Source organism: Pedobacter sp. KBW06 (genome assembly GCF_003852525.1).
Lineage (GTDB): Bacteria > Bacteroidota > Bacteroidia > Sphingobacteriales > Sphingobacteriaceae > Pedobacter.
In genome coordinates this window covers 1,668,091-1,689,946 of the sequence record NZ_QAJL01000003.1, presented here as the reverse complement: position 1 = coordinate 1,689,946, position 21,856 = coordinate 1,668,091, and the positions used below count along the sequence as shown (strand labels likewise).

The window sequence follows — 21,856 nt, the reverse complement described above, 5'->3', positions numbered from 1 at the left end:
TCTTGGGGGCTAATTTAATAAACGCCGGATGCATTTTTCTTATTATATTTAGGTGTATTTCATTTATTAAAATTTACGGATATGATTTTTAAAAATGCAGTAAGCTGGTTTGAAATACCGGCAGTTGACCTTGACCGGGCGCAAAAATTTTACGAAACCATCTTTGACATCCAAATGGTTCATATGGACTCTCCCGGTTACGAGATGCGGATGTTTCCTCTTGAAAATATGATGGACGATATTGGAGGGACATTGGTAAAGTGTGAGGGCTTTCATACTCCTTCATCAGATAGCGGGACGCTTGTCTACCTGAATGCAAATCCCGATGTACAGCTTGTTTTAGATAAAATCGAAGCGGCGGGCGGAAAAATTATTGCGCCTAAAACAGAAATTTCACCGGAGTATGGTTTTATGGCTGTTTTTCTGGATACGGAAGGAAACAGGGTGGCCTTGCATTCTGCACCTATTTAAATTTCTCCTTCATCCCAAGGATGCCGAGTAAGCCGCCGGTATGAAGGGCAACGATTTTGTCTTCCTTTTTAAAGTAATTCTTCGCAGAAAGATCCTCAATTGCGTAGAGCATCTTTGAGGTGTATACCGGATCGATTAAAATGCCCTGGCTGCTTACAAAATTTTTCATGAAGTCGATGAGGGGCGGTTGGGTCTTTGCATAACCTCCGAAATGGTAATCCGTATGGAGGATGAGCTGATCGGTATTGCCCAGATATTTGAAGACCTCTTCTTCAATAAAGCTTCCTGCTTTTAGAGCAGGAACTACATGGAGGATGGTTTTTAACCCTTGCTGCTGAATCCCTTTCAATAATCCTGCTGCGGTAGTCCCGGTTCCGGCAGCGCAGAAAAGATGGTCGATATCTCCTGGAAGTTCTGCAATGATCTCCGCACAGCCTTGTACTGCCTCCAGGCTTGCACCACCTTCATCAATAAAGAGGGCATTGGGATCATCGCCAAAGTGTTGCTGAAATAATTGAGTTTTCTCTCTGTAACTGGTTCTGTCGGTAAAGATCAGGTTCATTCCGAACAGCCGGCAGAGCATGAGCATTTCATTTTCTACTGCCTCACCCCGTACAAATGCGGAAGATTTCAACCCTGCTCTTGAGGCAGCAGCTGCGGTAGCGAGTAAATGATTAGAATAAGCACCCCCAAAAGTAATGAGGTGATGCTTATTCTCTTTAAATGCTTTTGATAAAAGGTATTTAAGTTTACGCCATTTATTTCCCGAGATATAAGGGTCAATTAAATCATCTCTTTTCATCCAGAATTCCCGAAGAACAGGATGCTTTAATTGTTGTAGCGGGCTATAAATATCTGTAAACATGCCTGCAAAGATAGGCGCCTTTTGTTAAGCAGATAAATTAGGGCTTAAAATAGATCTTCCTAAGTAGGTAAGGAAAAAAGTTTAAGATAATTTTAACGTTCTGAGTAAAGTTTTTCATAATCCTTGAATTAAAATTTAACAATTCTGATTCGTCGAGACCTTTGCTACCCGCTTTTTTATTAGCCTAAGCCCTGAAGAATTCACAAAAATTATATTTGTTATCGGACTACGGGGTTATCAAAAAGCAGACCAATTTATTTTTTTTGAATTATGTAGTAGTTAAAGATTAGTTTTGCATTATGGAACCATCCTAGAATATGGCTTCCACAATCATAAACAGAGATACATTTCATGGAAAATAGCAGCAATGTGCAGGAGTTAGAAGAGCAGGATTTATACGAACATTTTAATATTGTTGTTGATAAAGGACAGTCTTTGTTAAGAGTAGACAAGTTCTTAATGGGGCGCCTGGAAAATGCTTCACGTAACCGGATTCAGAATGCAATTGATGCTGGAAATGTGCTCGTTAACCAGTCGACCGTTAAAGCGAGTTATAAGGTTAAGCCTGCGGATGAGATTTCTATCGTCTTCCCGCACCCGCCGAGAGATACGGAAGTTTATCCGGAAAATATCCCATTGGATATTGTTTACGAAGATGACGATCTGTTGGTGGTGAATAAACCGGCGGGCATGGTGGTTCACCCGGGATTTAATAATTATACCGGAACATTGGTCAACGCGCTGGCCTACCATTTTGAAAAATTACCACAATTACCGGGAAATGAAGGCAGGCCTGGCCTGGTTCACCGGATTGATAAAGATACTTCCGGTTTGTTGCTGATCAGTAAGAACGAGATCACCATGACCAAACTGGCGAAACAATTTTTTGACCATACCATTACCCGTAAATATATTGCCATGGCCTGGGGAGATGTGATGGAAGATGGCACCGTGACGGGCTACATCGGAAGGAGTGCAAAGAACAGGATTGTGATGGATGTATATGATGAGGAAGAAAAAGGTAAGTGGTCGGTAACACATTATTCGGTATTAGAGCGTTTAGGATATGTAACCCTAATCAGTTGTCAGCTGGAAACTGGCCGCACACACCAAATCAGAGCGCACATGCAGCATATCGGACACCCTTTATTTAACGATGCCAATTACGGCGGAGATAAGATCTTAAAAGGAACGACTTTCAACAAATACAAACAGTTCGTTCAAAACTGTTTTCAGATGTTGCCACGTCAGGCATTACATGCACAAACGTTAGGGTTTATCCACCCGACTACTAAAGAGTACATGGAATTTGAGGCGCCTTTACCTGCTGATTTTGATTCGGTATTAAACAAATGGAGAAACTATATCGTTGAGCCGTCGTAAATGCAACAGGAATATATTTTACATAATGATGAGTTTGTAGCGGCAAACCATCCTGTGATCGGAGTGCAGAACCGTGCATTCAGATACGGTGATGGCTTGTTCGAATCTATGCGCATGGACAATGGGAAACTGAAGTTTGCAGAGCAGCATGCCGATCGCCTCAGGGCAGGGATGAAGGCTTTGAAAATGGATGGCAGTAACCTGATGGACGAGTATTTTCTGAAGCAGAAAACTGCGGAGCTTTCCAAAAAGAACAAGCTGAAGGACCATATCCGTTTCCGTCTTTCTGTGTACAGGGAGGGAGAAGGTTTATATACCCCTGAAAGCAATAAAGCCGGCTATGTCCTGGAAGCAAGTCCACTGGCTCAGCCAACCTATGAGCTGAATAAGAAAGGATTGATCGTAGATGTTTACGATGAAATCACGAAGCCTGTGAACAAATTGTCCAATTACAAGACCACCAATTCTCTATTGTATGTGATGGCGGGATTGTATAAAAAACAGCACAACCTGGATGAGGCTTTTATTTTAAACCAGCATGGTTTTCTATGTGAAAGCATCAGCTCCAATGTATTTGTCGTTTATGATAAGCAGATTTATACCCCTGCCTTATCGGAAGGCTGTGTTGCGGGAGTGATGCGCAGTGTGGTGATGAATATGGCCAAAAGCAATAACATCCCGCTTATTGAAGCGCAGATCAATCCTGAAGTGCTTAAAGAAGCAGAAGAGGTTTTTATCACGAATGCAACAGGCGGGATCAGGTGGGTGATGGGCTATGGGAGGAAACGTTATTTTAACGAGATCTCCAAAGACCTAAGCGCCAGACTCAATGCGGTAACCCCTTAGGAATTCCTCCGTTGACATGCGTTTTTTGCCTTCGTACTGAAGGTCGGTCAGCTTAATGAAACCGTCTTTTGCGGCAAATTTAAGGAAGGTCTTTCCATCCGAAAGGAATCCTCCGGGAGAGATGCCCGTTTCTTTTTCTTCCAGCTCCGCGCGGAATACTTTCAGTGTTTTGTCGTTGAGCCTGGTAAAGGCGGTAGGATACGGGCTCAGTCCGCGGATCATATTGTAAATCGTTCTGGACGGCTGGTTCCAGTCAATCAGACAGTTTTCTTTAAATATTTTGGGCGCATGTTTCAGCTCTTCATGCTGAGGCTGCGGCTGTTCTTCATAATTTCCTTCCTCAATTGCTTTTACGGTCTTTACCAGGAGTTCCGCACCTACATTCATCAATTGATCATGAAGCTCACCTGCGGTTGTGGTATCGCCGATAGGCACACTTGCAGAGAAGATCACATCGCCGGTATCTATTTCATGTTTCAGAAAAAATGTGGTTACCCCGGATTCTTTTTCTCCGTTGATGATGGCATGGTTGATCGGGGCGGCTCCACGATACTGCGGCAATAGCGAGCCATGAAGGTTGATCGTTCCTTTTGCTGGCATATCCCAGACCACTTCCGGTAACATACGGAAAGCAACAACTACCTGTAAATCGGCGTTTAAGGCTTTTAATTCAGTGATAAACTCCGGATCTTTTAGTTTTAAGGGTTGCAATACCTTGATCCCTTTTGCTGCAGCATATTGTTTTACGGCACTTTCCTGAAGCTTCTGGCCTCTTCCGGCAGGCTTGTCGGCAGCCGTAACGACACCAACCACATCAAATCCAGCTTCCACCAAAGCGCTTAAAGAAGCTACTGCAAAATCGGGGGTACCCATAAAAACTAATCTCATCATCCGTTGTTTTAGATAACAAAATAACTAAAAATTTCACGCATATTTTATGGAAAGTATATGGTGGAGACACTGGAAGCGCTCAAATCAAGCGGATTGGTTTATGTAACAGACAGCAAACCTGGGATATACAGGAAGGGAAAGCCAGGGCATTTTCGGTACGAAGATAAAGACGGAAATCTGCTGAAGGACGAAAATGAACTGAGCAGGATCGCAAAGCTGGTCCTTCCTCCGGCATGGACAGAGGTCTGGATCTCTCCAAAGAAGAACGGTTACCTGCAGGCTACGGGGATGGATGTGGCAGGAAGGAAACAATACCGTTATCATGCGGAATGGACCTCCAGGCGGTCGGACAGCAAATATTTCAGGCTGCTGGATTTCGGAAAATCGCTGCCCCAGGCAAGGACAAGGATTGCAAAGGACCTGAGGCGCAAAAGTTTTGATGAATTAAAAGTGCTGGCCATCTGTGTGGAGTTTATGCAGAAAACCTTAATCAGGATTGGTAATCAATCCTACAAACAATTATACGGAAGTTACGGATTGAGTACGCTTCGGAATAAACATGTGAAGATCAATGGAAATCATTTGTTACTCAGCTTTGTTGGCAAAAAGGGAGTTCAGCAGGAGCTGAGCCTGAACGATAAAAGCCTGGCTGCCTTGCTTCGGAAATGTAAAGAAATCCCCGGCCAGGACTTGTTTCAGTATTATGCCGATGATGCGGAACGCCGTGCGATAGATTCAGGAATGGTAAACAATTACATTAAAGAAATCACCGGAGGCGATTTCAGTGCCAAGGATTTTCGGACCTGGGGAGGGACACTGGAAGCATTGCGGCAACTGGCAGTTTGTGAAGCGGGAGCCAGTGAAGAGCAGCCAAAGAAAAAGATGATTGTTGAAGTATTGGATTGTGTAGCGGCAAGACTTGGAAATACCCGGGCAGTATGTAAGAGTTCTTATGTGTATCCGATGTTGCTGGAGGCCTTTGAACAGGGGGAACTTACAAAGTACCTGAAAAAAATCAATCCTGCTCAGAGGAATACTTTGGCGGGAATAAAAAACGATGAGAAAGTGCTGATGTCGTTTCTCCGTGCGGTACAGAAAAAAAAGAGGCCCTGAGAGAAATTCAGGGCCTTGATTATGTTTTAGGTGCGTTTTTTATAGGGTGTACCGGTTGTTCTCCCTGTTCTCTTTCTTTAGCCGGATGTTTAAAATCGGCTTCTTCTTTCTGATAATCTTTGTCTTCCGGTTTCTTTACTGCCTTATCTCCGGCAGGAACCTTATCCTTAGGGATTTCTTCCAGGTAATTGCTCCCCGGTTTTCCGCTTTTCTTTTTGGGTTCGCTGTTCATTGGGATCCTTTTTTAAGGATACAACAAGTACTGCTGACGCATTGTTTTATACCTAGTTAATCCAGGCTCCCAGCTGGCCCTGATTTCTTTTTCTGATTTCCCGTCAATGATTTGCTGTTTCAGGTTATAATCTCCGGAAAGCTTGTCAAAACTTCCCATCTGGGTACTGAGTTTAAAGTTGAAAAAATCTGCTTTATTGGGGTAAGCCTTATAAAGCTCGATCAGCCAGTTTAAATTCAGGGCTTTATTCCTTCGGATCTTTGCCACATCGTAAGTTCTCAGGTCCATGCCATAACATACTTTGTTTTGATGCAAAGGCGTTTCTGCCATTCCTTTGATACTTTTAGGGGTAAAGCTGAAATCGTATTTTCCTTTCAATGCCGGTGCACCTAATACCGTAAATGGAAACTGGGTTCCCCGTCCCTGGCTCAGATAAGTGCCTTCAAAAAGACATAAGGTCGGATACAGTAAAATAGATTGCTGGGTATTCAGGTTCGGTGAGGGTTTTACCGGAAGGTCATATGGAAGATCGTGGTTGTAATTTTCTACGGTGATGATCTTGATTTTACACTTTACCTTGTTCTTCAGCCAGCCTTCACCATTCAGCATCTGTGCGTATTCCCCAACGGTTAAGCCATGAACAATAGGAATGGCCTGCAGGCCTATTCCGGAAACGAGTTTCGGGTCCAGAATGGGGCCATCGATATAGAACCCGTTCGGATTGGGGCGGTCAAGGATCAGTACTTCCTTGTTTTCTGCGGCGCAGGCTTCCATCACATGTTGCAGGGTATTGATATAGGTGTAAAAACGAACGCCCACATCCTGAATGTCAAAGATCATGAGGTCTACATCTGCAAGGTCTTCTTTGGTGGGTGTAGAATGCTTTCCATAAAGGGAAACCGCTTTAATTCCCGTTTTGGTATCTATGGCATCGTTCACATGAATCCCTGCACTGGCATTGCCACGGAAACCGTGTTCCGGACCAAAGATCTTTACAATATTTACACCCAGTTTCAACAGGCTGTCTACGGAAGTTTCATTTCCGATCACGGAAGTTGGGTTGACCACCATTCCAATGCGCTTGCCTTTCAGGTAGGGAAAGTATTTTTCCGTTTGTTCAGCTCCGGTACGGATGGGGTTTTCCTGCAGTTTCGCACTACTGGTACTGGCTGCCGAAGAATGGGTTATTGCCGGTTTCATCTTTGCAGGCCGACTGGAAGCGCAAGCCTGAAGACTAAAAGTAAGAAATGCAGCTTGTACGATATAGGTAAGTGATTGTCTCATTGGGGAACCTTTTTTTATAATTATAACTTTAAATCAAAATCAATTGAGCATTTTTGCTAAGTTACCATTTATAGCAAAAGATTGAATACAGAATATTTCATAGCAGGGCGGATAGCCATTAAATCTGAGCGTACTTTTTCCAAGCTGATCGTTCGCATTGCGATAGCAGGCGTCATGCTCAGTTTAGCGGTGATGATTCTGTCGGTCGCCATTATCAATGGTTTTAAGACAGAGATCCGGGAAAAGGTAAGGGGCTATATCGGGGATGTCCGCATCTTTAAGTTCGACCTGAATAATTCCTTTGAGCTTACACCTTTTGTTCCGGGGGCAGAAACGATTAGCAACCTTAAGAAAAACAAGGATGTAGCTTACTTTCAGCCTTATGCGACAAAGCCTGCCATTATTTCGGTGAACGACGAAGTCGAAGGCATTAATTTTAAAGGGATAGACAAGAGCTTCAACTGGAAATATATTTCTGAGCATTTAGTGAGTGGAAGGGTGATCAGTTTCACCGATAGCGCAGCGGCGATGAAGGAAATTATGATCTCTCAATTTACTGCAAACCGGCTCAAGCTGAAAACGGGAGATTCTTTTATCATGAATTTCGTACAGAACCCACCCCGGAGCAGGAAATTTAAAATCGTAGGTATATATAGCGTTGGCGTAGAGGAAATTGATAAAGGTTTTGTTTTGGGAGACCTGAATGTAATCCGCAGGTTAAACAACTGGTCAGCAGACGAGATCGGAGGAATAGAGGTCCGGATTAAAGATTTCTCGAAACTCAAGCCGGTTTCAATGGACATCTATACGAACCTTGAGGTGAACCTTAAATCAGAATCGGTTTATGAGTTTTTTCCGGCAATTTTTACCTGGTTGTCTTTACTGGATGTCAATACAAGGGTCTTGCTGATCTTAATGATGATTGTTGGGGTGATCAATATGATTACCGCCCTGCTGATCATGATTTTAGAGCGTACCAATATGATAGGAATGCTGAAAGCATTCGGGATGACAGATTTTAGTGTGATGAAGATTTTCCTTTACAATGCGGTTTATCTGGTAGGGATCGGATTGTTGCTGGGAAATATACTGGGCCTTGGTCTTTGCTTCCTGCAGCAATACACACACCTGTTTAAGCTGGATCAGGGATCTTATTATTTATCTTATGTCCCTATAGAAATTCATTTTTCAGAAGTATTAATACTCAATGTCTGTACGGTGATCATCTGTTTTATGGTATTGATCCTGCCTTCCATGCTGGTCAGTAAAATCTCACCACTCAAAGCGATCCGGTTCAAATAGCAGATTATAACAACTCATCAGGATATGAAAAAAAACAAAGCAGAGAAGAAGTCAAGTGTTTTTAGTCTGCTAAAGCCATATCGGGGAATGATCTTTTTGTTGATATTCCTGGCCTTGCTGAGCAATGGTGTGAACCTGCTGCTCCCTAAAATTATAGCGGACAGTATTGATGCTTATACTGCAGGTACTTTTGGAATCCGCGCAGTATTCCTGGAATTCGGGATTGCCATTCTTTTCATTTTCCTGTTTACTTACCTTCAAAGCCTGGTGCAGACTTATGCATCAGAGCGGGTAGCAAGGGACCTGAGGACGAGGCTCTCCAATCAGATTTCCCGTCAGAGCCATGCCTATATCGAAAAAGCCAACCCTTCGAAATTGCTGACTAACCTGACTACGGATGTAGATGCGATCAAATCTTTTGTCTCACAAGCCATTGTGTCCATTGCCTCTTCCATATTTCTTATTGTCGGCGCGAGTATCCTGCTGCTGAGTCTGAACTGGAAGCTCGCTTTGGCGGTAATTGCGATTGTTCCCATCATCGGGACTTCTTTTTACCTGGTCCTTAGTAAAGTGAAGCCATTGTTTAAAAAGAGCAGGGAGGTGATCGACTGGCTCAATAAAGTCATCAGTGAAAGCATCCTTGGCGCGGCGTTGATCAGGGTGATCAACTCGCAGCAGCTGGAATATGATAAATTCCTGTCGGCAAATACCCAGGCAAAGAACCTGGGCTTGTCTATTCTTAAATTATTTGCAGGACTGATTCCACTGATCATCTTTGTTGCCAATATGGCCGGATTAACGATCCTTGCCCTGGGCGGTCATTTCGTGATCCAGGGAACGATGAGTCTGGGAGAATTTGCTGCTTTTACGAGTTATCTGAGCTTGCTGATCTTTCCGATTCTGGTGATTGGTTTCATGAGCAATGTGATTGCCCAGGCCACCACCTCTTATCAAAGGATTGAAGGCGTATTGAACATTGCAGAAAATCCTGCAGATGGCAATATCAAGGCAACATTGAGGGGGGAGCTGGAACTGAAAGATGTTTCGGTCTCTTACGGACAGAAACCTGCCTTGAAAAACATTTCCTTTGCTTTAAAAGCGGGTTCTAAAACGGCCATTATCGGCCCCACTGCAGCAGGAAAGTCGCAATTACTGTACATCCTCACCGGATTGATCCTCCCGGAATCGGGCGAAGTCTTGTTTGACGGACATGATATCAACAGTTATAACCAGGAAGTTTTTCACCAGCAGGTAGGCTTCGTTTTTCAGGATAGCATCATCTTTAACATGAGCATCAGGGAAAACATTGCATTTAGTGATACGGTGACAGATCAGTCGCTGGAAATGGCGATTGAAACCGCCGAGCTGAACGATTTTGTGGCAGGGCTTCCCGATCAGCTGAATACAATTGTTTCTGAACGCGGTTCGAACCTTTCCGGTGGCCAGAAACAGCGCATCATGCTGGCAAGGGCTTTAGCTTTAAATCCTAAGGTATTGCTTTTGGATGATTTCACTTCCCGCGTAGACCACAATACAGAAAAGAGGATCTTAGAAAATGTCCAGCGAAATTATCCGGGCATCACCTTACTTTCTGTAACTCAGAAAATCGTGTCTGTAGCGCATTATGATAAGGTTATTGTGTTGATGCAGGGCGAGATCGTTGCCCAGGGAACACATACGGAGCTGATGAAAAGCAGTCCTGAGTACGTTCAGATTTATACCTCACAACAGAGCACCAGCAATTATGAATTATAATCTTAACCAGGAAAGTACCACGCAGAAAAAGCGATCTACTTATCAGGCGCTGAAAAAGCTGATAGCACTGATCAGTGATGAGCGGAGAAATTTATGGATTGCTTCAGGGACGATCCTTTTAAACTCAGGCTTGCTGTTGCTGGGGCCTTTGCTGATCGGACATACGATCGATGCCTATGTGCGGACGAAACAATATTCGGGTGTCTTGAAGTTTTCCGGCATCTTGCTGGTCATGTATATGATTACCTTTTGTACGGGATACCTGCAAACAAAACTGATGGGAGGAGTGGGACAGCGAATGCTGTTTACTTTAAGAAATGCCATCTTTAATAAGTTACAGGAATTGCCGGTTGCTTTTTTTAATGAGAACAAAGCCGGCGACCTGATTTCGCGGGTAAATAGTGATACCGATAAAATTAACCAGTTTTTCTCTCAGTCCCTGATGCAGTTTATCGGGAGTATCGTAACGATGGCAGGAGCTGGTATTTTCCTGTTGCTGATCAATTTTGAGCTGGGGTCTGTGGCATTGTTACCGGCAGTACTGATCCTGATCTTTACGGCAGTGGTTTCACCCTGGGTAAAAAGAAGGAATGCAGCCAACTTAAAGAGTGTAGGGGGGATGAGTGCCGAGATTCAGGAAAGCCTGAATAACTTTAAAGTGATCATTGCCTTTAACAGAAGGGATTATTTCAGAAAACGATTTGATGAGGCCAACCAGAATAATTACCGTACGGCAATAGGGGCCGGACTGGCCAATAATATTTTAATGCCGGTTTATGGTTTGCTTTCCGGTATGGCACAATTGATTGTATTGCTGTTTGGAATTTACCTGATTTCCCAGGGGCAATTCACGATCGGCCTATTGGTGAGTTACCTGTCTTATGCCACTAACTTTTACAATCCATTAAGACAGCTGGCAGCCTTATGGGCCAGTTTTCAGGTGGCCATGGCAAGCTGGGACAGGGTTTCACAGATTTTATCCCTGGAAAATGACCTTCCTCAGCTGAAAGATACTGTTGAAACCTCCGGTTCACTGCTGGAATTCCGAAACGTACATTTTTCCTATGCAGAGGGACAGGAAATCCTCCATCACATCAATTTCAGTCTGGAAAAAGGCAAAACATATGCCTTGATCGGTCCTACGGGAGGCGGAAAAACAACCACAGCCTCGCTGATTGCCAGGTTGTATGATGCCACCCAGGGAACGGTGCTGCTCAGCGGTAAGGACATCCGTTCGTATACGGATGAGGAAAGAAGCAGCAAGATCGGGTTTATCTTGCAGGAACCTTTTCTCTTTAGCGGATCGGTGAAAGACAACATCTTATACGGCAATCCTAAATATAAGGATTATTCGAATGCACAATTGGAAGAGGTGATCAAAGATGCCAATCTGGAAGCTCTGCTGGCGATATTTGACGAAGGATTGGAAACACCAGTTACCTCGGGATCGGACAACATCAGCCTCGGACAAAAGCAATTGATTGCTTTCATGAGGGCGGTGCTGCGAAATCCGGAATTGCTAATCCTGGATGAAGCAACGGCAAACATCGATACCATTACAGAACAGTTGCTGGGTATGATCTTAAAAAAGCTGTCTAAGGATACCACCCTTGTCATCATTGCACACCGCTTAAATACCATTGAGAATGCCGATGAAATCTTTTTTGTGAACTCGGGAGAAGTGATCAGGGCCGGTACACTTGATCATGCAATGGACATGCTGCTTAAAGGAAAGAGGAAGAGCTAATAGCCCTTCTCTTTTAGCTTTTTATTGAACTGATCTGCCAGTCTTAAGCCCCATTGCTGGCCAGCTTGCATAGATTCCTGCATAATGAGGGGTGTTTTTTCTGAGAACCTCTTGCCTGCAGGACTTTGATAGAAAGCGATAATGGCTTTCATATCGGGCAGGCTGATGTGTTTCTGATAAATAGGGAGTAATATTTCCAACAGTTCTTCCTGGGAAGCCTCGAGAAATGACTTTTCAAACTGTATCCATACTTCAGCAGGAACCTCAGATTTTTGCTCTTTGAGCATTTTAAAGGTCTGTGTAATGACCACTTTATAGCTTTCTGTAGCGCCGGAAATATTCATCATGTCCTGAAGCGTGGTTTTGTAGACAGAATTGTCCTGGCCAAAGGAAAGTGTTGCAGCGGCTAAGATTAAAGTAAGGGTGATGATGATTTTTTTCATATTAATTCCAGTTTTGTCTCTTTTTTAATTCAGTAATGTGTGCCAGGTGATGTTCCCCATGCCAGGCATAGATGCTGGTATTTTCATTTAGCAAGACTTTATTCCCATGTGCCGGATGAATAAAACTGCGTTCCAGATCCGAAGGAGAAAGGCTGCGAAGCAATTGCGCCCAGCGGGCATGTAATCCTTCAAGTAAAGTTAGGCTCGGCGCGATTTCCATTGTTTTGCTGTCTGCGAGTTCTGCCCAGATTTCCTCATGGTAGGGTTTGATCACAGGATTGTCTTCCGTTAAAGCCAGTTTGAAACGAATTAAGGCATTCATATGGCTGTCGGCACAATGATGTACCACCTGCCTTATTGTCCAGCCATCCGGCCGGTATGGACTATCCAGCTGCCCATCGTTCAGGTGGATGACTTCCTTTTTAAGCTTTGCCGGGAAAGCCGCAATCGTTGAGATGTACTGCTCCATCAATTCCGGTGTAATGGATGCCGGCTTTTCATGTTTCCCTATCGGGAATTTAAGTTTTTCAAGTGTTGTTGACATCGGGATTTATCTTTTAATTTCTTGTCTGCCCCAGGCCAGTACTTTCACACCTGGAGAATACCGGATCAGGTCTGGAGTCCGGTCCGTAAAGCTGAGTCCGTTTATAGCGTAATTGATCTTTGTTTTTTTTAATTCCATCTCCGCAATCTGCCATTCCAGGTGATGGATTTCATACCTGTACAATTTTTGCCCCCGGTTCAGGTAGAGGCAATACCTTTCTGAAAGCCAAAGGTCAAGCTTACTTTTTAAAGAGATGAATGCCTTCAGCTCAAATTCAACATCCAGCTTAAAGCCTTTTACCGCATGGTCTGAAAGATAGGTGTTTTTGCCGCGCTGCATCCTTGCTTTCTCGTATGGAAGACCCGATAACAGTTTTGCAATCCATACCGACAAATGTTTTTGCCCTTCTATATTCAGGAAATAAACGCCTGGCTTGCCCTCCGTTACCACATATGTCCTCAGGTTAATTTCATGGAAATCAGAAATGAAAGCTACAGGAGGAAGTCCTGCCGGACTGATCTTTTCCATGGTAAAGGGAACAAGGGAGATCCAGGCCTCATTTTCAAAAAGGTCCAGTTCCAATCCTGCAGGGATCAGGGGCCTTAACAACTCCGCAGGAACTTTCCAATGAAAGAACAATACATTATTCCATTCCTGATAATATTGCCATTTTCCTGCAGGTATGGGCCATGGCCGGTGACTGCTTTCGGTTAACATGGCATTAAGATCGGCAGAACGGTAACCGGAAAACCAATTTTTGATCATTTAAACAGCTTTTACACGCAATTAATAAGACAATTTGAAAAGCCTACAGACCTCAATTAAATATTACGTAAATTTGCAGAATTATATACTAATAAGGAAACTGTGTCATTAGAGAAATTAAAACTAAGCAAGCAACTGGTAACAGCGATGACTGATGCCGGATATATATCCGCAAAAGAGATTCAGGCAAAAACAATGTCAAGAATTCTTGGCGGACAGGATATCATAGCTGTTGCTCCTGAAGGGGCGGGTAAAACAACAAATTATGTGCTTGGGGTTCTAATGCGCTTTAAATATACGACAGACGAAGCTCCGAAAGTTCTGATCCTTGTTCCGAGTAAGGAAAAGGTATTGGAAGTCATAGCAGAATTCGACAAACTGAACAGAAATAAAAATCTCCGCATCATGGGCCTTTACGGAACCGGTGGAACAGAACAGGATGTACTGGACCTGGTAGACGGCGTGGACATCGTAGTGGCCTTGCCAACACGTGCCCGCGCGATTTACCTGAAACTGGGTTTAAATACGAGCAAACTGCAAATGTTTATTGTGGATGATGCAGAAGTGATCGTAAAACAGGGAATGCAGCTTCCGGTTGCTGAACTGGCAAGAAGTGCCGGTAAATGTCAGCACCTGATCTTTACCACGGTGGTTCATGAAAAACTGAACAATATGATCGATCAGTTCCTGAACTTCCCAACAACACTGGAAGTGGAAGACCTGGGCGATAGCCAGGCCAATACCCATGAACTGATTTTGTATCCTGTTCCTAACTTTAAAACAAAAATTAACCTGCTGAACCTCCTGTTGAGAGATGATGAGGTATTTGATAAAGTGGTGGTATTCGTGAATACCCGTCTTACGGCTCAAAAATTGGGTAAAAGCTTACATTCCGCCAGACCTGGTGTCGTTTCCGTATTGAACCCTTTGTTCTTTGACGAAGAAGGTTTTGACCATATCGAAGATTTCAAGGAAACTCCTGAAGCAAGGGTACTGATCGTTGCAAATGAAGGTACTTCTACTTTAGATCTTTCCGGAATCCCTTTCCTTTTCCATTTTGAAGTTCCGGAGCAAAAGGAAACTTTCCTGAGCAGAATCGTGAAAACCAATGAGGAAGAAGTGGTGGCCATCACTTTCTCTACAGATATGGAACTGGTAGAAGTGAAAAAGATCGAACAATCTATCGGAAAGAAACTAACCGTAATGGAATTGCCTGAGGATCTGGTGATCGATAAAGTAACGAAAGCCAAAGGTGGTATTGATAAAAGCAGGATCGTTAAGGAGAAGAATGTGGCACCTCAGGGTGGCGGAGCTTACCATGACAAGAAAGAAAGCAATAGTAAAGATTATAACTACGGCATTGGCCAGAAAGCCAAAATGACCATGAAGAAGAAACATGGTTAACAAAAAAATGCCTTCCAGCCGGAAGGCATTTTTTTTATGCGCTATTTTGAGAATACTTATACTTTCTTTGCTTCATTCCAGTAAACATCCATTTCGGCAAGGGTCATATCCTGCAAAGCTTTTCCATTTTCCTTCGCCTTGGCTTCCAGGTACTGGAAACGTTTGATGAATTTTTTATTGGTTTTCTCCAAAGCATTTTCCGGATTGATGTTGATGAAACGGGCGTAATTGATCAGGGAAAAAAGAAGGTCCCCAAATTCTCCTTCTGCCTTTTCCACATCTATTGCCGTATGGTCTACGGTATTGAACTCATTTTTAAATTCCTGAAGCTCTTCTTCTACCTTTTCCCAAACCTGGGTTTTATCATCCCAGTCAAAACCAACACCTCTGGCTTTTTCCTGAATCCGGCTGGCTTTCACCAAAGAAGGCAAACCCGCAGGCACACCCGCTAAAACAGATTTATTTCCTTCTTTAAGTTTGATCTGCTCCCAGTTGCGTTTTACATCATTTTCATCCTGAACTTCTACATCACCATAGATGTGCGGATGACGGTTGATGAGTTTATCACAAACCCCATTCAATACATCAACAATACTGAAATCGTTGGTCTCTGAGGCGATTCTTGCGTAAAATACGAGGTGCATCATCACATCTCCCAGCTCTTTCTTTACTTCTTCCAGGTCGCCTTCAAGAATGGCGTCCGACAATTCATAGGTTTCTTCTATGGTTAAATGACGGAGGCTTTCCATGGTTTGTTTCTTATCCCATGGACAATCTGTGCGAAGGGTATCTAAAACAGTTAATAACCTGAGGAAAGCAGAAGAAGGATCAGCAGCGGTTAAAGGGGCGATATGGTTGGGCATTTTGACGAATTATTTTATGACGTTAAAGGTAATCATCATTGTGGTTAAAAAAAGAACAATCAGGCCGGATAAAAAGATGATGTCGGCAATTTTCTCCAGCCGGTCGTCACTTCCCTGTTTCCTTCTCATTGCCAGAAAAGAAAGGATACAACTGGTCATAAACAGGATAATTGCCAATGCGGTGGTCTCATCGATCAGCGTCACATCCTGCATCTTCGATACCTTGATGGAGGTCAGTACAATGAAACATAAACCCAGCAGATTTGCTGAGGTACTTAAGATATGGGGCGACCTGTTTTCTCGCATAACCTATTCCTGTTCTTCTAATTTGATGTTCTTGGTAATCCTGTAAACCTTTCGCTTTTTATCTGGTTTGTCCTCACCACCCAGCAGGATTCCCCAGGGTTTCAGCGAATCTACCTTGTCAAAAATGATCTTTAACATCGCGAGGTAAGGAATACAAAGAAACATCCCCGAGATGCCCCAGACCATTTCTCCTACCACAATGCCGATGAAGGCAAACAAGGCATTGATTTTAACTTTTGAGCCAACCACCAATGGCATGAGGATATTTCCGTCAACGGCATGTACCGCTGCAAAGGCCACCACAACGAGTAATACTTTCGCAGCTCCTGCCGTAGCAAAGGTGATGAGTACACTAATGAGTAAAGCACTGAAAATTCCGATATAAGGGATGATGTTAAAAATCCCGGCTATTAAGCCCAGTAATACGGCATATTTTACCCCCAATGCCCAAAGCACGAGCATCATCATGATGGTCACGATGAGCATCTGTAAAAACAGTCCGGTAATGTATTTTTTAATGATGTATTGTATGCGCCTTACAATTTCACTTACTTTTTCTGTATGCTGCTCCTCGAATACGGAGGTGAGAAAGCTGAACAATACCTTGCGGTAATTGAGCAGGAAAAAGGTGAAGAGCAGGAGAAAAAATAAAAATAAAAGAGAAGAGGAGAGGGTCAGTAAAGTCGCACCCAATACGGTAGCACTGGTAGAAAGTGCTTTGGAAGCGCCATCTTTCACATATTCAATCTGCTTCTGCGCATTTACGCCAAAACTGGAAGAGATCCAGTGTTGCAGCTCATGAAAAGAGGTTTCTCCCTGTTTCTTCAGCAGTGGCCAGTCCTGCCACAGATCGGTCAGCTGGTTGGCCAGAAAGTAAAGGATTCCGGAAATCCCGGCAATCATAATGATCACCGATACAATGGAAGCCATACTCCTTTTGAAGCGCCATTTATGTTCCAGGAAATTAGCCATGGGCAACAGGAGCACTGCAAGCAAAAAAGAGGTGAGCAATGGAGCAAGCAGGCTTTGACCTAAAATGGCCAGGTATCCCAAACAGATGATGGAGAACAGCACCATTGCCAGTTTGGTGTTAAAAGGTTGTGAGGAGAGGTTCTTCATAGGGGTTTTCCGGGTTTTAAATTAAAGGTAATTTACACATAAAGACAAATGCCCTGCCAATTATTGTTCGGCAGGGCATTAATATTTTAATAGACTTCTTTTTTAGCAAAGCTGAATGGCTTATTTCCAGTCGCTTGCCTCATCTAATATGGCAATATCTTCGATGTTTAATTTTAAAGCGGCAGCTCTTTTCAGGTCTTCCAGCTGGTTTAAGCTGGTTACACTGGCTATTGGCGCCGTTATCGAAGGGCGGGCAATCAGCCAGGCCAGGGCCACACTTGCAGGAGAAGCATTGTATTGTTCGGAAACTTCATCCAAAGCTTTCAGGATTTTAAAACCTCTGGCGTTTAGGTATTGTGTCATTCCACCGCCCCGCTGACTTTTATTTAAGTCGGCCTCAGAACGGTACTTTCCGCTTAAAAAGCCACTGGCAAGTGCATAGTAATTGATCACGCCCAGCTGGTAGGTACTGGCCACCTGTTCCAGTTCTTTTTCATAACGTTCACGGGCGTATAAATTATATTCCGGCTGGAAGGTCTGGTATTTCGGAAGACTGAGCTTTTGTGCCGTCTCCAGTGATTCCTTTAAACGCTCCGCCGAATAATTGGAAGCACCAATCCAGCGGATCTTACCTGCCCTGATCAGCTGGTCATAAGCTTCCAGTGTTTCCGCAACCGGAGTAGCAGGATCGTCATAGTGCGACTGATAAAGGTCGATGTAATCTGTTTTTAATCTTTTAAGGGAGGCATCTACAGCCGCGAGGATGTTTTGCTTAGACAGGGATTTTCCATGTCCCATATCGGCACCCACCTTAGTGGCGATGATCACCTGGCTGCGGTTTTTTCTTTCCTGCATCCAGTTTCCGATAATGGTCTCTGATTCTCCTCCGGAATTTCCTGGTTTCCATCTGGAATATACATCTGCGGTATCTATAAAGTTAAAGCCGGCTTCAGTGAAGCCATCCAGTATTTCGAATGATTTAGCCTGATCTACTGTCCAGCCAAAAACATTACCACCAAAGGTGATCGGGTATACAAATAAGTCTGAATTTCCTAATTTTCTTTTTTCCATTTTGTAGCTATATGATGATATTGAGAACGTAGAGAGATCAACAATATCAGGGATGATTTTGTTCCACAATATCTAGCTTCTTACTGGAAAATATAAAGAAATGAAGGAATTAAACATTCCGCTGACTTTTCTGCCGGTAGATTTGAACCCTATGCTGAAACTACAATTTTGTTCCTCTGAGCATTTCCCGTTTGCCAGGTGCCCCGGGCAGTTTTTCAATGCTGAACCCATTGGCCTTAAGTGCACGTTTTAATTTTCCGGTGATGGCATAGGTCACAAAGGTGCCGCCGGGTTTAAGAAAACTACAGGTATGTGCAATGATTTCATCAGACCACATTTCCGGTTGATGCTGCACAGAAAAAGCGTCAAAATAAATCAGGTCGAATGTTGGGGCACTTTGAAACTGATCGAGTGTGGTATGTGGAATATAGAGCTGTTGTCCGGGTAAAATTGCTACCGGAGCCTTCAATGCGGAAAGGTAATTTGTTTCCAGGCTGTTCCATATTTCTTCGGGAACATATTGATCGTATCCTGTGGATTGCAATTCTGCCGTTTCCAGGGGGAAAGCCTCTATTCCGGTATAGCTGAGCTGCAGGTTTTCTTCCGCTGCATGTGCAAGTGTCAATATAAAATTAAGACCGGTACCAAAGCCGACCTCCAGAATGGAAATGTCCTTCCGGCCCGCAGCAACATGTTTCAGGCCTGCCTCGATAAACACGTGTTTGCTTTCCTGCAGTGCACCATGTTTAGAATGGTAATGTTCGCCAATAGTCTCGTTGTATAAGGTGTTCGAGCCGTCGGCAGTGATGGTTATTTTATTCATTTTTACAGATCTGCCGCAAGATAATGTTTTTTAAATTGCAGGAGGAACGGGCTTGCATTTATTCAAAAGCTGATTAGCTTTAGGCTTTATTTGGAAATTATGGATATTGAAACATTCAGAGAACATTGTCTGACTTTAAACGGAACTACCGAAGGCATGAAATGGGGACACCTTTGCTTCATGATTGAAGAGAAGATGTTTGTGATCATTTCTTTAGAAGAAGGAAGCTTTTCTATTAAATGTGATCCTGAGGATTTTGATGCGCTGGTTGGCAGGGCAGGAATTCAACAGGCATCCCATATGGCCAAAAGGCAATGGGTAAGGGTTGATGGTTTGGAAGTGATGCCGGATGATGAGCTGAAAAGAAGGATTGCCGAATCAAGGGCCCTGGTGCTTGCGAAGCTGAGCAAGAAGCTTCAGGAAAAGTATAAATAAGCAAAAAAGGCATCATTAAAATGATGCCTTTTATATATATAGAAGTATAGATATCTATATTTCTATGTGTCAATATGTTTTTACCACATCCTGATTCTGTCTTCAGGTTTTTTATACAGTTTATCACCTGGCTGAACATCAAATGCTTTGTACCAGGCATCCATATTTACCGGAGCACCAATCGTTCTGTAAGGGCCTGGCGAATGCGGGTCAGTTTTGATCAACTGCGCTGCGGTTTCGTCCAGAACATTTCCTCTCCATACCTGAGCCCAGGATAAGAAGAAACGCTGATCTGGGGTAAAACCATCGATTTTATCTTCAGACTGACCTTGTTTAGTTAATTTGAATGCCGTATAAGCCGCATTTAAACCACCAAGATCACCAATGTTTTCGCCCATGGTCAATTTACCGATGACATGGATGGTATCCAATACTGTATAGGCATCAAACTGCTCGCCCAATGCTTTGGTCTTGGCTTCAAATTTAACTTTGTCTTCCGGTGTCCACCAGTTGCGCAGGTTTCCGTCTTTATCGTACTGGCTTCCTGAATCGTCAAATCCATGAGACATCTCATGTCCGATTACTGCACCAATACCGCCGTAATTTACCGCATCATCAGCGTTCGGGTCAAAGAATGGAAACTGAAGAATTCCCGCAGGGAACACAATCTCATTCATAGTCGGACTATAATAGGCATTTACTGTTGGCGGAGTCATGCCGAAACGGGTCCGGTCTACAGGTTTGCCCAGTTGATCTACCATTTCATTATAAGCCCATGCACCTGAATTGCGCAGGTTTTGTAAATAAGTAGTGCGGCCTATTGCCAATCCATCATAGGTTTTCCATTTTTCAGGATAACCGATCTTTGGCACAAAAGCATTCAGTTTAGCCAATGCTTTTTCTTTGGTTGCATCGCTCATCCAGTCCAGTCCTTTGATCCTGATCTCAAATGCTTTTCTCAGATTGCTGATCAGCTCGGTCATGCGCACTTTGGCATCAGGCTTGAAATATTTAGCCACATAAAGCTGGCCTAAAAGCTCGCCTATGGTGCCATCAGTAAGCTGAGACATCCTTTGCCATCTTGGTGTTTGTACTTTTTGTCCGCTTTGTGCCTGTGTAAAAGCAAAGGTGGCGTTAACAAAAGGAGAACTCAGGTTCGGTGCCGCAGATTTTAAAATATTCCATTCCAGATAGGTTTTCCAGTCTGAAAGAGAAACGGTTTTCAGCATTCCGTCCAGGCTCGTGAAGAACTTAGGGGAGGAAACTAAAATGGTATCCTGTCCCTTTACCTTAAATTTAGGAAGCATTGCGCTCCAGTCTAATCCCGGAGTGGTTTTGCTGAATTCGGTAACGGTAAATTTATTATAGGTTTTATGTGGATCGCGCATTTCCACCCTTGCCATTTGTGCCTCTGCAAGTTGCTTTTCAATGGCCATTACTGCCGTTGCTTTTTTCTTCGCCTCGGCAGCGGTATTTCCTGTCAGCGTAAAAAGGGTAGTCATATAGGTTTGATAGGCTTCCCTGATTTTTACACTCCTGCTGTCGTCCTTTAAATAATAATCGCGGTCAGGCAGGGTTGTTCCTCCTTGTCCGAGTTGTGCGAGATATTTGTTAACATTCTTTCTGTCCTGTCCGACAAAGAAGCTGAACATCGGTGCAGCAAGGCCCGAAGTGCGCAGGTAAGCGGCATGATCCAGAATACCAGGGATGTCCTTGATCAATTGGATCTTTGCAAGATCTGCTTTGATAGGCGTATAGCCCAGTTTCTCGATGGTAATGCTATCCATTGCTGCAGTGTAGAAATCACCTACGCGTCTTTTAACAGAACCTGCAGGAGCAGATTTGTCGGCCGCCGCATCTTCAACCAGTCCTTTAACGGCATTGATATTGAAATCACGAAGGGCATTGAAACTTCCCCAACGCGTTTCTTTTGCAGGAACAGGGTTGTTCTTGATCCAGGTACCACTCGCATATTTATAGAAATCGTCCCCAGGTTTTACGGTAAGATCCATATTTGCAGGATCTATAAATTTTGCAGGAGACTGGGCTTGTGCAGAATAGCTCGCAGCAATAATCCCCAAAGCCGCAAAATAGCTTTTCAGTTTTATGTTCATAAGTCAATAAGTTAATAGTATGAGGAGTATTCATCCCTCAATGGGATCAATTTAGGAAATACCATTTAACAAATAATGTT

The 21,856-nt window shown here is 43.5% G+C and carries 22 protein-coding genes; 9 read left to right on the top strand and 13 right to left on the bottom strand.

Going from position 1 to position 21,856, the window contains the following annotated elements:
* Positions 1–81 precede the first annotated feature (81 nt).
* Positions 82–471, top strand: coding sequence for a VOC family protein (locus tag DBR43_RS21780; protein ID WP_124584645.1), 390 nt, complete (start codon positions 82–84; stop codon positions 469–471).
* Here DBR43_RS21780 and DBR43_RS21775 read toward each other — a convergent pair.
* Entirely contained in the window at positions 464–1,336 is an 873-nt protein-coding gene (locus DBR43_RS21775) for a 1-aminocyclopropane-1-carboxylate deaminase/D-cysteine desulfhydrase (RefSeq protein WP_124584643.1), read from the bottom strand. The two genes, DBR43_RS21780 and DBR43_RS21775, sit on opposite strands and share 8 nt — an antisense overlap.
* A gap of 351 nt (positions 1,337–1,687) precedes the next feature.
* Here DBR43_RS21775 and DBR43_RS21770 point away from each other — a divergent pair, with 351 nt between their 5' ends.
* On the top strand, positions 1,688–2,719 hold the full coding sequence (locus DBR43_RS21770; RefSeq protein ID WP_124584641.1) for an RluA family pseudouridine synthase: 1,032 nt from the start codon (positions 1,688–1,690) through the stop codon (positions 2,717–2,719).
* Positions 2,720–3,565 carry an aminotransferase class IV gene (locus tag DBR43_RS21765; RefSeq protein WP_124584639.1) on the top strand — a complete coding sequence of 282 codons (846 nt, stop codon included), beginning with the start codon at positions 2,720–2,722 and terminating at the stop codon, positions 3,563–3,565.
* Here the strand turns inward: DBR43_RS21765 and fmt are convergent.
* Positions 3,533–4,453: a methionyl-tRNA formyltransferase gene (fmt, locus tag DBR43_RS21760; protein ID WP_124584984.1), complete on the bottom strand. Its 921-nt coding sequence runs from the start codon at positions 4,451–4,453 to the stop codon at positions 3,533–3,535. The two genes, DBR43_RS21765 and fmt, sit on opposite strands and share 33 nt — an antisense overlap.
* Before the next feature lie 60 nt (positions 4,454–4,513).
* Here fmt and DBR43_RS21755 point away from each other — a divergent pair, with 60 nt between their 5' ends.
* Entirely contained in the window at positions 4,514–5,569 is a 1,056-nt protein-coding gene (locus DBR43_RS21755) for a DNA topoisomerase IB (protein WP_124584637.1), read from the top strand.
* Between the two features lie 19 nt (positions 5,570–5,588).
* Here DBR43_RS21755 and DBR43_RS21750 read toward each other — a convergent pair whose 3' ends face one another.
* On the bottom strand, positions 5,589–5,801 hold the full coding sequence (locus DBR43_RS21750; RefSeq protein ID WP_124584635.1) for a hypothetical protein: 213 nt from the start codon (positions 5,799–5,801) through the stop codon (positions 5,589–5,591).
* A gap of 12 nt (positions 5,802–5,813) precedes the next feature.
* On the bottom strand, positions 5,814–7,085 hold the full coding sequence (locus tag DBR43_RS21745; protein ID WP_124584633.1) for an exo-beta-N-acetylmuramidase NamZ domain-containing protein: 1,272 nt from the start codon (positions 7,083–7,085) through the stop codon (positions 5,814–5,816).
* Positions 7,086–7,166: 81 nt separating this feature from the next.
* Between DBR43_RS21745 and DBR43_RS21740 the strand changes: the two genes are divergently transcribed.
* From DBR43_RS21740 to DBR43_RS21730, 3 genes are read left to right on the top strand one after another with little or no spacing between them, the layout of a single operon-like run.
* The gene (locus DBR43_RS21740; protein WP_124584631.1) at positions 7,167–8,387 is read left to right on the top strand and encodes an ABC transporter permease; all 1,221 of its coding nucleotides are present in this window, start codon (positions 7,167–7,169) and stop codon (positions 8,385–8,387) included.
* Positions 8,388–8,411: 24 nt separating this feature from the next.
* Positions 8,412–10,142: an ABC transporter ATP-binding protein gene (locus tag DBR43_RS21735; RefSeq protein ID WP_124584629.1), complete on the top strand. Its 1,731-nt coding sequence runs from the start codon at positions 8,412–8,414 to the stop codon at positions 10,140–10,142.
* Positions 10,132–11,889, top strand: coding sequence for an ABC transporter ATP-binding protein (locus tag DBR43_RS21730; protein ID WP_124584627.1), 1,758 nt, complete (start codon positions 10,132–10,134; stop codon positions 11,887–11,889). The genes DBR43_RS21735 and DBR43_RS21730 overlap by 11 nt, the downstream gene beginning before the upstream one ends.
* On the opposite strand, the gene DBR43_RS21725 is transcribed toward DBR43_RS21730, so the two are convergent.
* The 3 genes from DBR43_RS21725 to DBR43_RS21715 are packed head-to-tail and all read right to left on the bottom strand — an operon-like array spanning position 11,886 to position 13,641.
* On the bottom strand, positions 11,886–12,332 hold the full coding sequence (locus tag DBR43_RS21725; RefSeq protein WP_124584625.1) for a DUF2059 domain-containing protein: 447 nt from the start codon (positions 12,330–12,332) through the stop codon (positions 11,886–11,888). The genes DBR43_RS21730 and DBR43_RS21725 overlap by 4 nt on opposite strands.
* Position 12,333: 1 nt before the next feature.
* On the bottom strand, positions 12,334–12,876 hold the full coding sequence (locus tag DBR43_RS21720; RefSeq protein ID WP_124584624.1) for a YfiT family bacillithiol transferase: 543 nt from the start codon (positions 12,874–12,876) through the stop codon (positions 12,334–12,336).
* Positions 12,877–12,882: 6 nt separating this feature from the next.
* Positions 12,883–13,641, bottom strand: coding sequence for a YqjF family protein (locus DBR43_RS21715; RefSeq protein WP_199757101.1), 759 nt, complete (start codon positions 13,639–13,641; stop codon positions 12,883–12,885).
* A 102-nt stretch (positions 13,642–13,743) separates the two neighbouring features.
* Here DBR43_RS21715 and DBR43_RS21710 point away from each other — a divergent pair, with 102 nt between their 5' ends.
* Positions 13,744–15,045, top strand: coding sequence for a DEAD/DEAH box helicase (locus tag DBR43_RS21710; protein ID WP_233603144.1), 1,302 nt, complete (start codon positions 13,744–13,746; stop codon positions 15,043–15,045).
* A gap of 56 nt (positions 15,046–15,101) precedes the next feature.
* Here DBR43_RS21710 and mazG read toward each other — a convergent pair whose 3' ends face one another.
* From mazG to mnmD, 5 genes are all read right to left on the bottom strand, one after another.
* Positions 15,102–15,908 carry a nucleoside triphosphate pyrophosphohydrolase gene (gene mazG / locus DBR43_RS21705; RefSeq protein ID WP_124584622.1) on the bottom strand — a complete coding sequence of 269 codons (807 nt, stop codon included), beginning with the start codon at positions 15,906–15,908 and terminating at the stop codon, positions 15,102–15,104.
* Positions 15,909–15,917: 9 nt separating this feature from the next.
* Positions 15,918–16,214, bottom strand: coding sequence for a hypothetical protein (locus DBR43_RS21700; RefSeq protein ID WP_124584620.1), 297 nt, complete (start codon positions 16,212–16,214; stop codon positions 15,918–15,920).
* Positions 16,215–16,217: 3 nt separating this feature from the next.
* Positions 16,218–17,333 carry an AI-2E family transporter gene (locus DBR43_RS21695; protein WP_124584618.1) on the bottom strand — a complete coding sequence of 372 codons (1,116 nt, stop codon included), beginning with the start codon at positions 17,331–17,333 and terminating at the stop codon, positions 16,218–16,220.
* Positions 17,334–17,453: 120 nt separating this feature from the next.
* A complete protein-coding gene (locus DBR43_RS21690; protein WP_124584616.1) occupies positions 17,454–18,404 on the bottom strand; it encodes an aldo/keto reductase in 951 nt (316 codons plus the stop codon).
* Positions 18,405–18,564: 160 nt separating this feature from the next.
* Positions 18,565–19,227, bottom strand: a complete 663-nt coding sequence (gene mnmD, locus DBR43_RS21685) for a tRNA (5-methylaminomethyl-2-thiouridine)(34)-methyltransferase MnmD (RefSeq protein WP_124584613.1) — start codon at positions 19,225–19,227, stop codon at positions 18,565–18,567.
* Between the two features lie 99 nt (positions 19,228–19,326).
* Here mnmD and DBR43_RS21680 point away from each other — a divergent pair, with 99 nt between their 5' ends.
* Complete coding sequence (locus DBR43_RS21680) at positions 19,327–19,662, top strand: MmcQ/YjbR family DNA-binding protein (protein ID WP_124584611.1); 336 nt, start codon at positions 19,327–19,329, stop codon at positions 19,660–19,662.
* A gap of 80 nt (positions 19,663–19,742) precedes the next feature.
* Here the strand turns inward: DBR43_RS21680 and DBR43_RS21675 are convergent, their stop codons facing one another.
* On the bottom strand, positions 19,743–21,776 hold the full coding sequence (locus DBR43_RS21675; protein WP_124584609.1) for a M13 family metallopeptidase: 2,034 nt from the start codon (positions 21,774–21,776) through the stop codon (positions 19,743–19,745).
* Positions 21,777–21,856: the final 80 nt, after the last annotated feature.

Excerpts from the sequence above, each read along its gene's own strand:
- DBR43_RS21780 (WP_124584645.1), top strand. The coding sequence starts at position 82 with ATGATTTTTAAAAATGCAGTAAGCTGGTTTGAAATACCGGCAGTTGAC.
- DBR43_RS21775 (WP_124584643.1), bottom strand. The coding sequence starts at position 1,336 with ATGTTTACAGATATTTATAGCCCGCTACAACAATTAAAGCATCCTGTT.
- DBR43_RS21770 (WP_124584641.1), top strand. The coding sequence starts at position 1,688 with ATGGAAAATAGCAGCAATGTGCAGGAGTTAGAAGAGCAGGATTTATAC.
- DBR43_RS21765 (WP_124584639.1), top strand. The coding sequence starts at position 2,720 with ATGCAACAGGAATATATTTTACATAATGATGAGTTTGTAGCGGCAAAC.
- fmt (WP_124584984.1), bottom strand. The coding sequence starts at position 4,453 with ATGAGATTAGTTTTTATGGGTACCCCCGATTTTGCAGTAGCTTCTTTA.
- DBR43_RS21755 (WP_124584637.1), top strand. The coding sequence starts at position 4,514 with ATGGTGGAGACACTGGAAGCGCTCAAATCAAGCGGATTGGTTTATGTA.
- DBR43_RS21750 (WP_124584635.1), bottom strand. The coding sequence starts at position 5,801 with ATGAACAGCGAACCCAAAAAGAAAAGCGGAAAACCGGGGAGCAATTAC.
- DBR43_RS21745 (WP_124584633.1), bottom strand. The coding sequence starts at position 7,085 with ATGAGACAATCACTTACCTATATCGTACAAGCTGCATTTCTTACTTTT.
- DBR43_RS21735 (WP_124584629.1), top strand. The coding sequence starts at position 8,412 with ATGAAAAAAAACAAAGCAGAGAAGAAGTCAAGTGTTTTTAGTCTGCTA.
- DBR43_RS21730 (WP_124584627.1), top strand. The coding sequence starts at position 10,132 with ATGAATTATAATCTTAACCAGGAAAGTACCACGCAGAAAAAGCGATCT.
- DBR43_RS21725 (WP_124584625.1), bottom strand. The coding sequence starts at position 12,332 with ATGAAAAAAATCATCATCACCCTTACTTTAATCTTAGCCGCTGCAACA.
- DBR43_RS21720 (WP_124584624.1), bottom strand. The coding sequence starts at position 12,876 with ATGTCAACAACACTTGAAAAACTTAAATTCCCGATAGGGAAACATGAA.
- DBR43_RS21715 (WP_199757101.1), bottom strand. The coding sequence starts at position 13,641 with ATGATCAAAAATTGGTTTTCCGGTTACCGTTCTGCCGATCTTAATGCC.
- mazG (WP_124584622.1), bottom strand. The coding sequence starts at position 15,908 with ATGCCCAACCATATCGCCCCTTTAACCGCTGCTGATCCTTCTTCTGCT.
- DBR43_RS21700 (WP_124584620.1), bottom strand. The coding sequence starts at position 16,214 with ATGCGAGAAAACAGGTCGCCCCATATCTTAAGTACCTCAGCAAATCTG.
- DBR43_RS21695 (WP_124584618.1), bottom strand. The coding sequence starts at position 17,333 with ATGAAGAACCTCTCCTCACAACCTTTTAACACCAAACTGGCAATGGTG.
- DBR43_RS21690 (WP_124584616.1), bottom strand. The coding sequence starts at position 18,404 with ATGGAAAAAAGAAAATTAGGAAATTCAGACTTATTTGTATACCCGATC.
- mnmD (WP_124584613.1), bottom strand. The coding sequence starts at position 19,227 with ATGAATAAAATAACCATCACTGCCGACGGCTCGAACACCTTATACAAC.
- DBR43_RS21680 (WP_124584611.1), top strand. The coding sequence starts at position 19,327 with ATGGATATTGAAACATTCAGAGAACATTGTCTGACTTTAAACGGAACT.
- DBR43_RS21675 (WP_124584609.1), bottom strand. The coding sequence starts at position 21,776 with ATGAACATAAAACTGAAAAGCTATTTTGCGGCTTTGGGGATTATTGCT.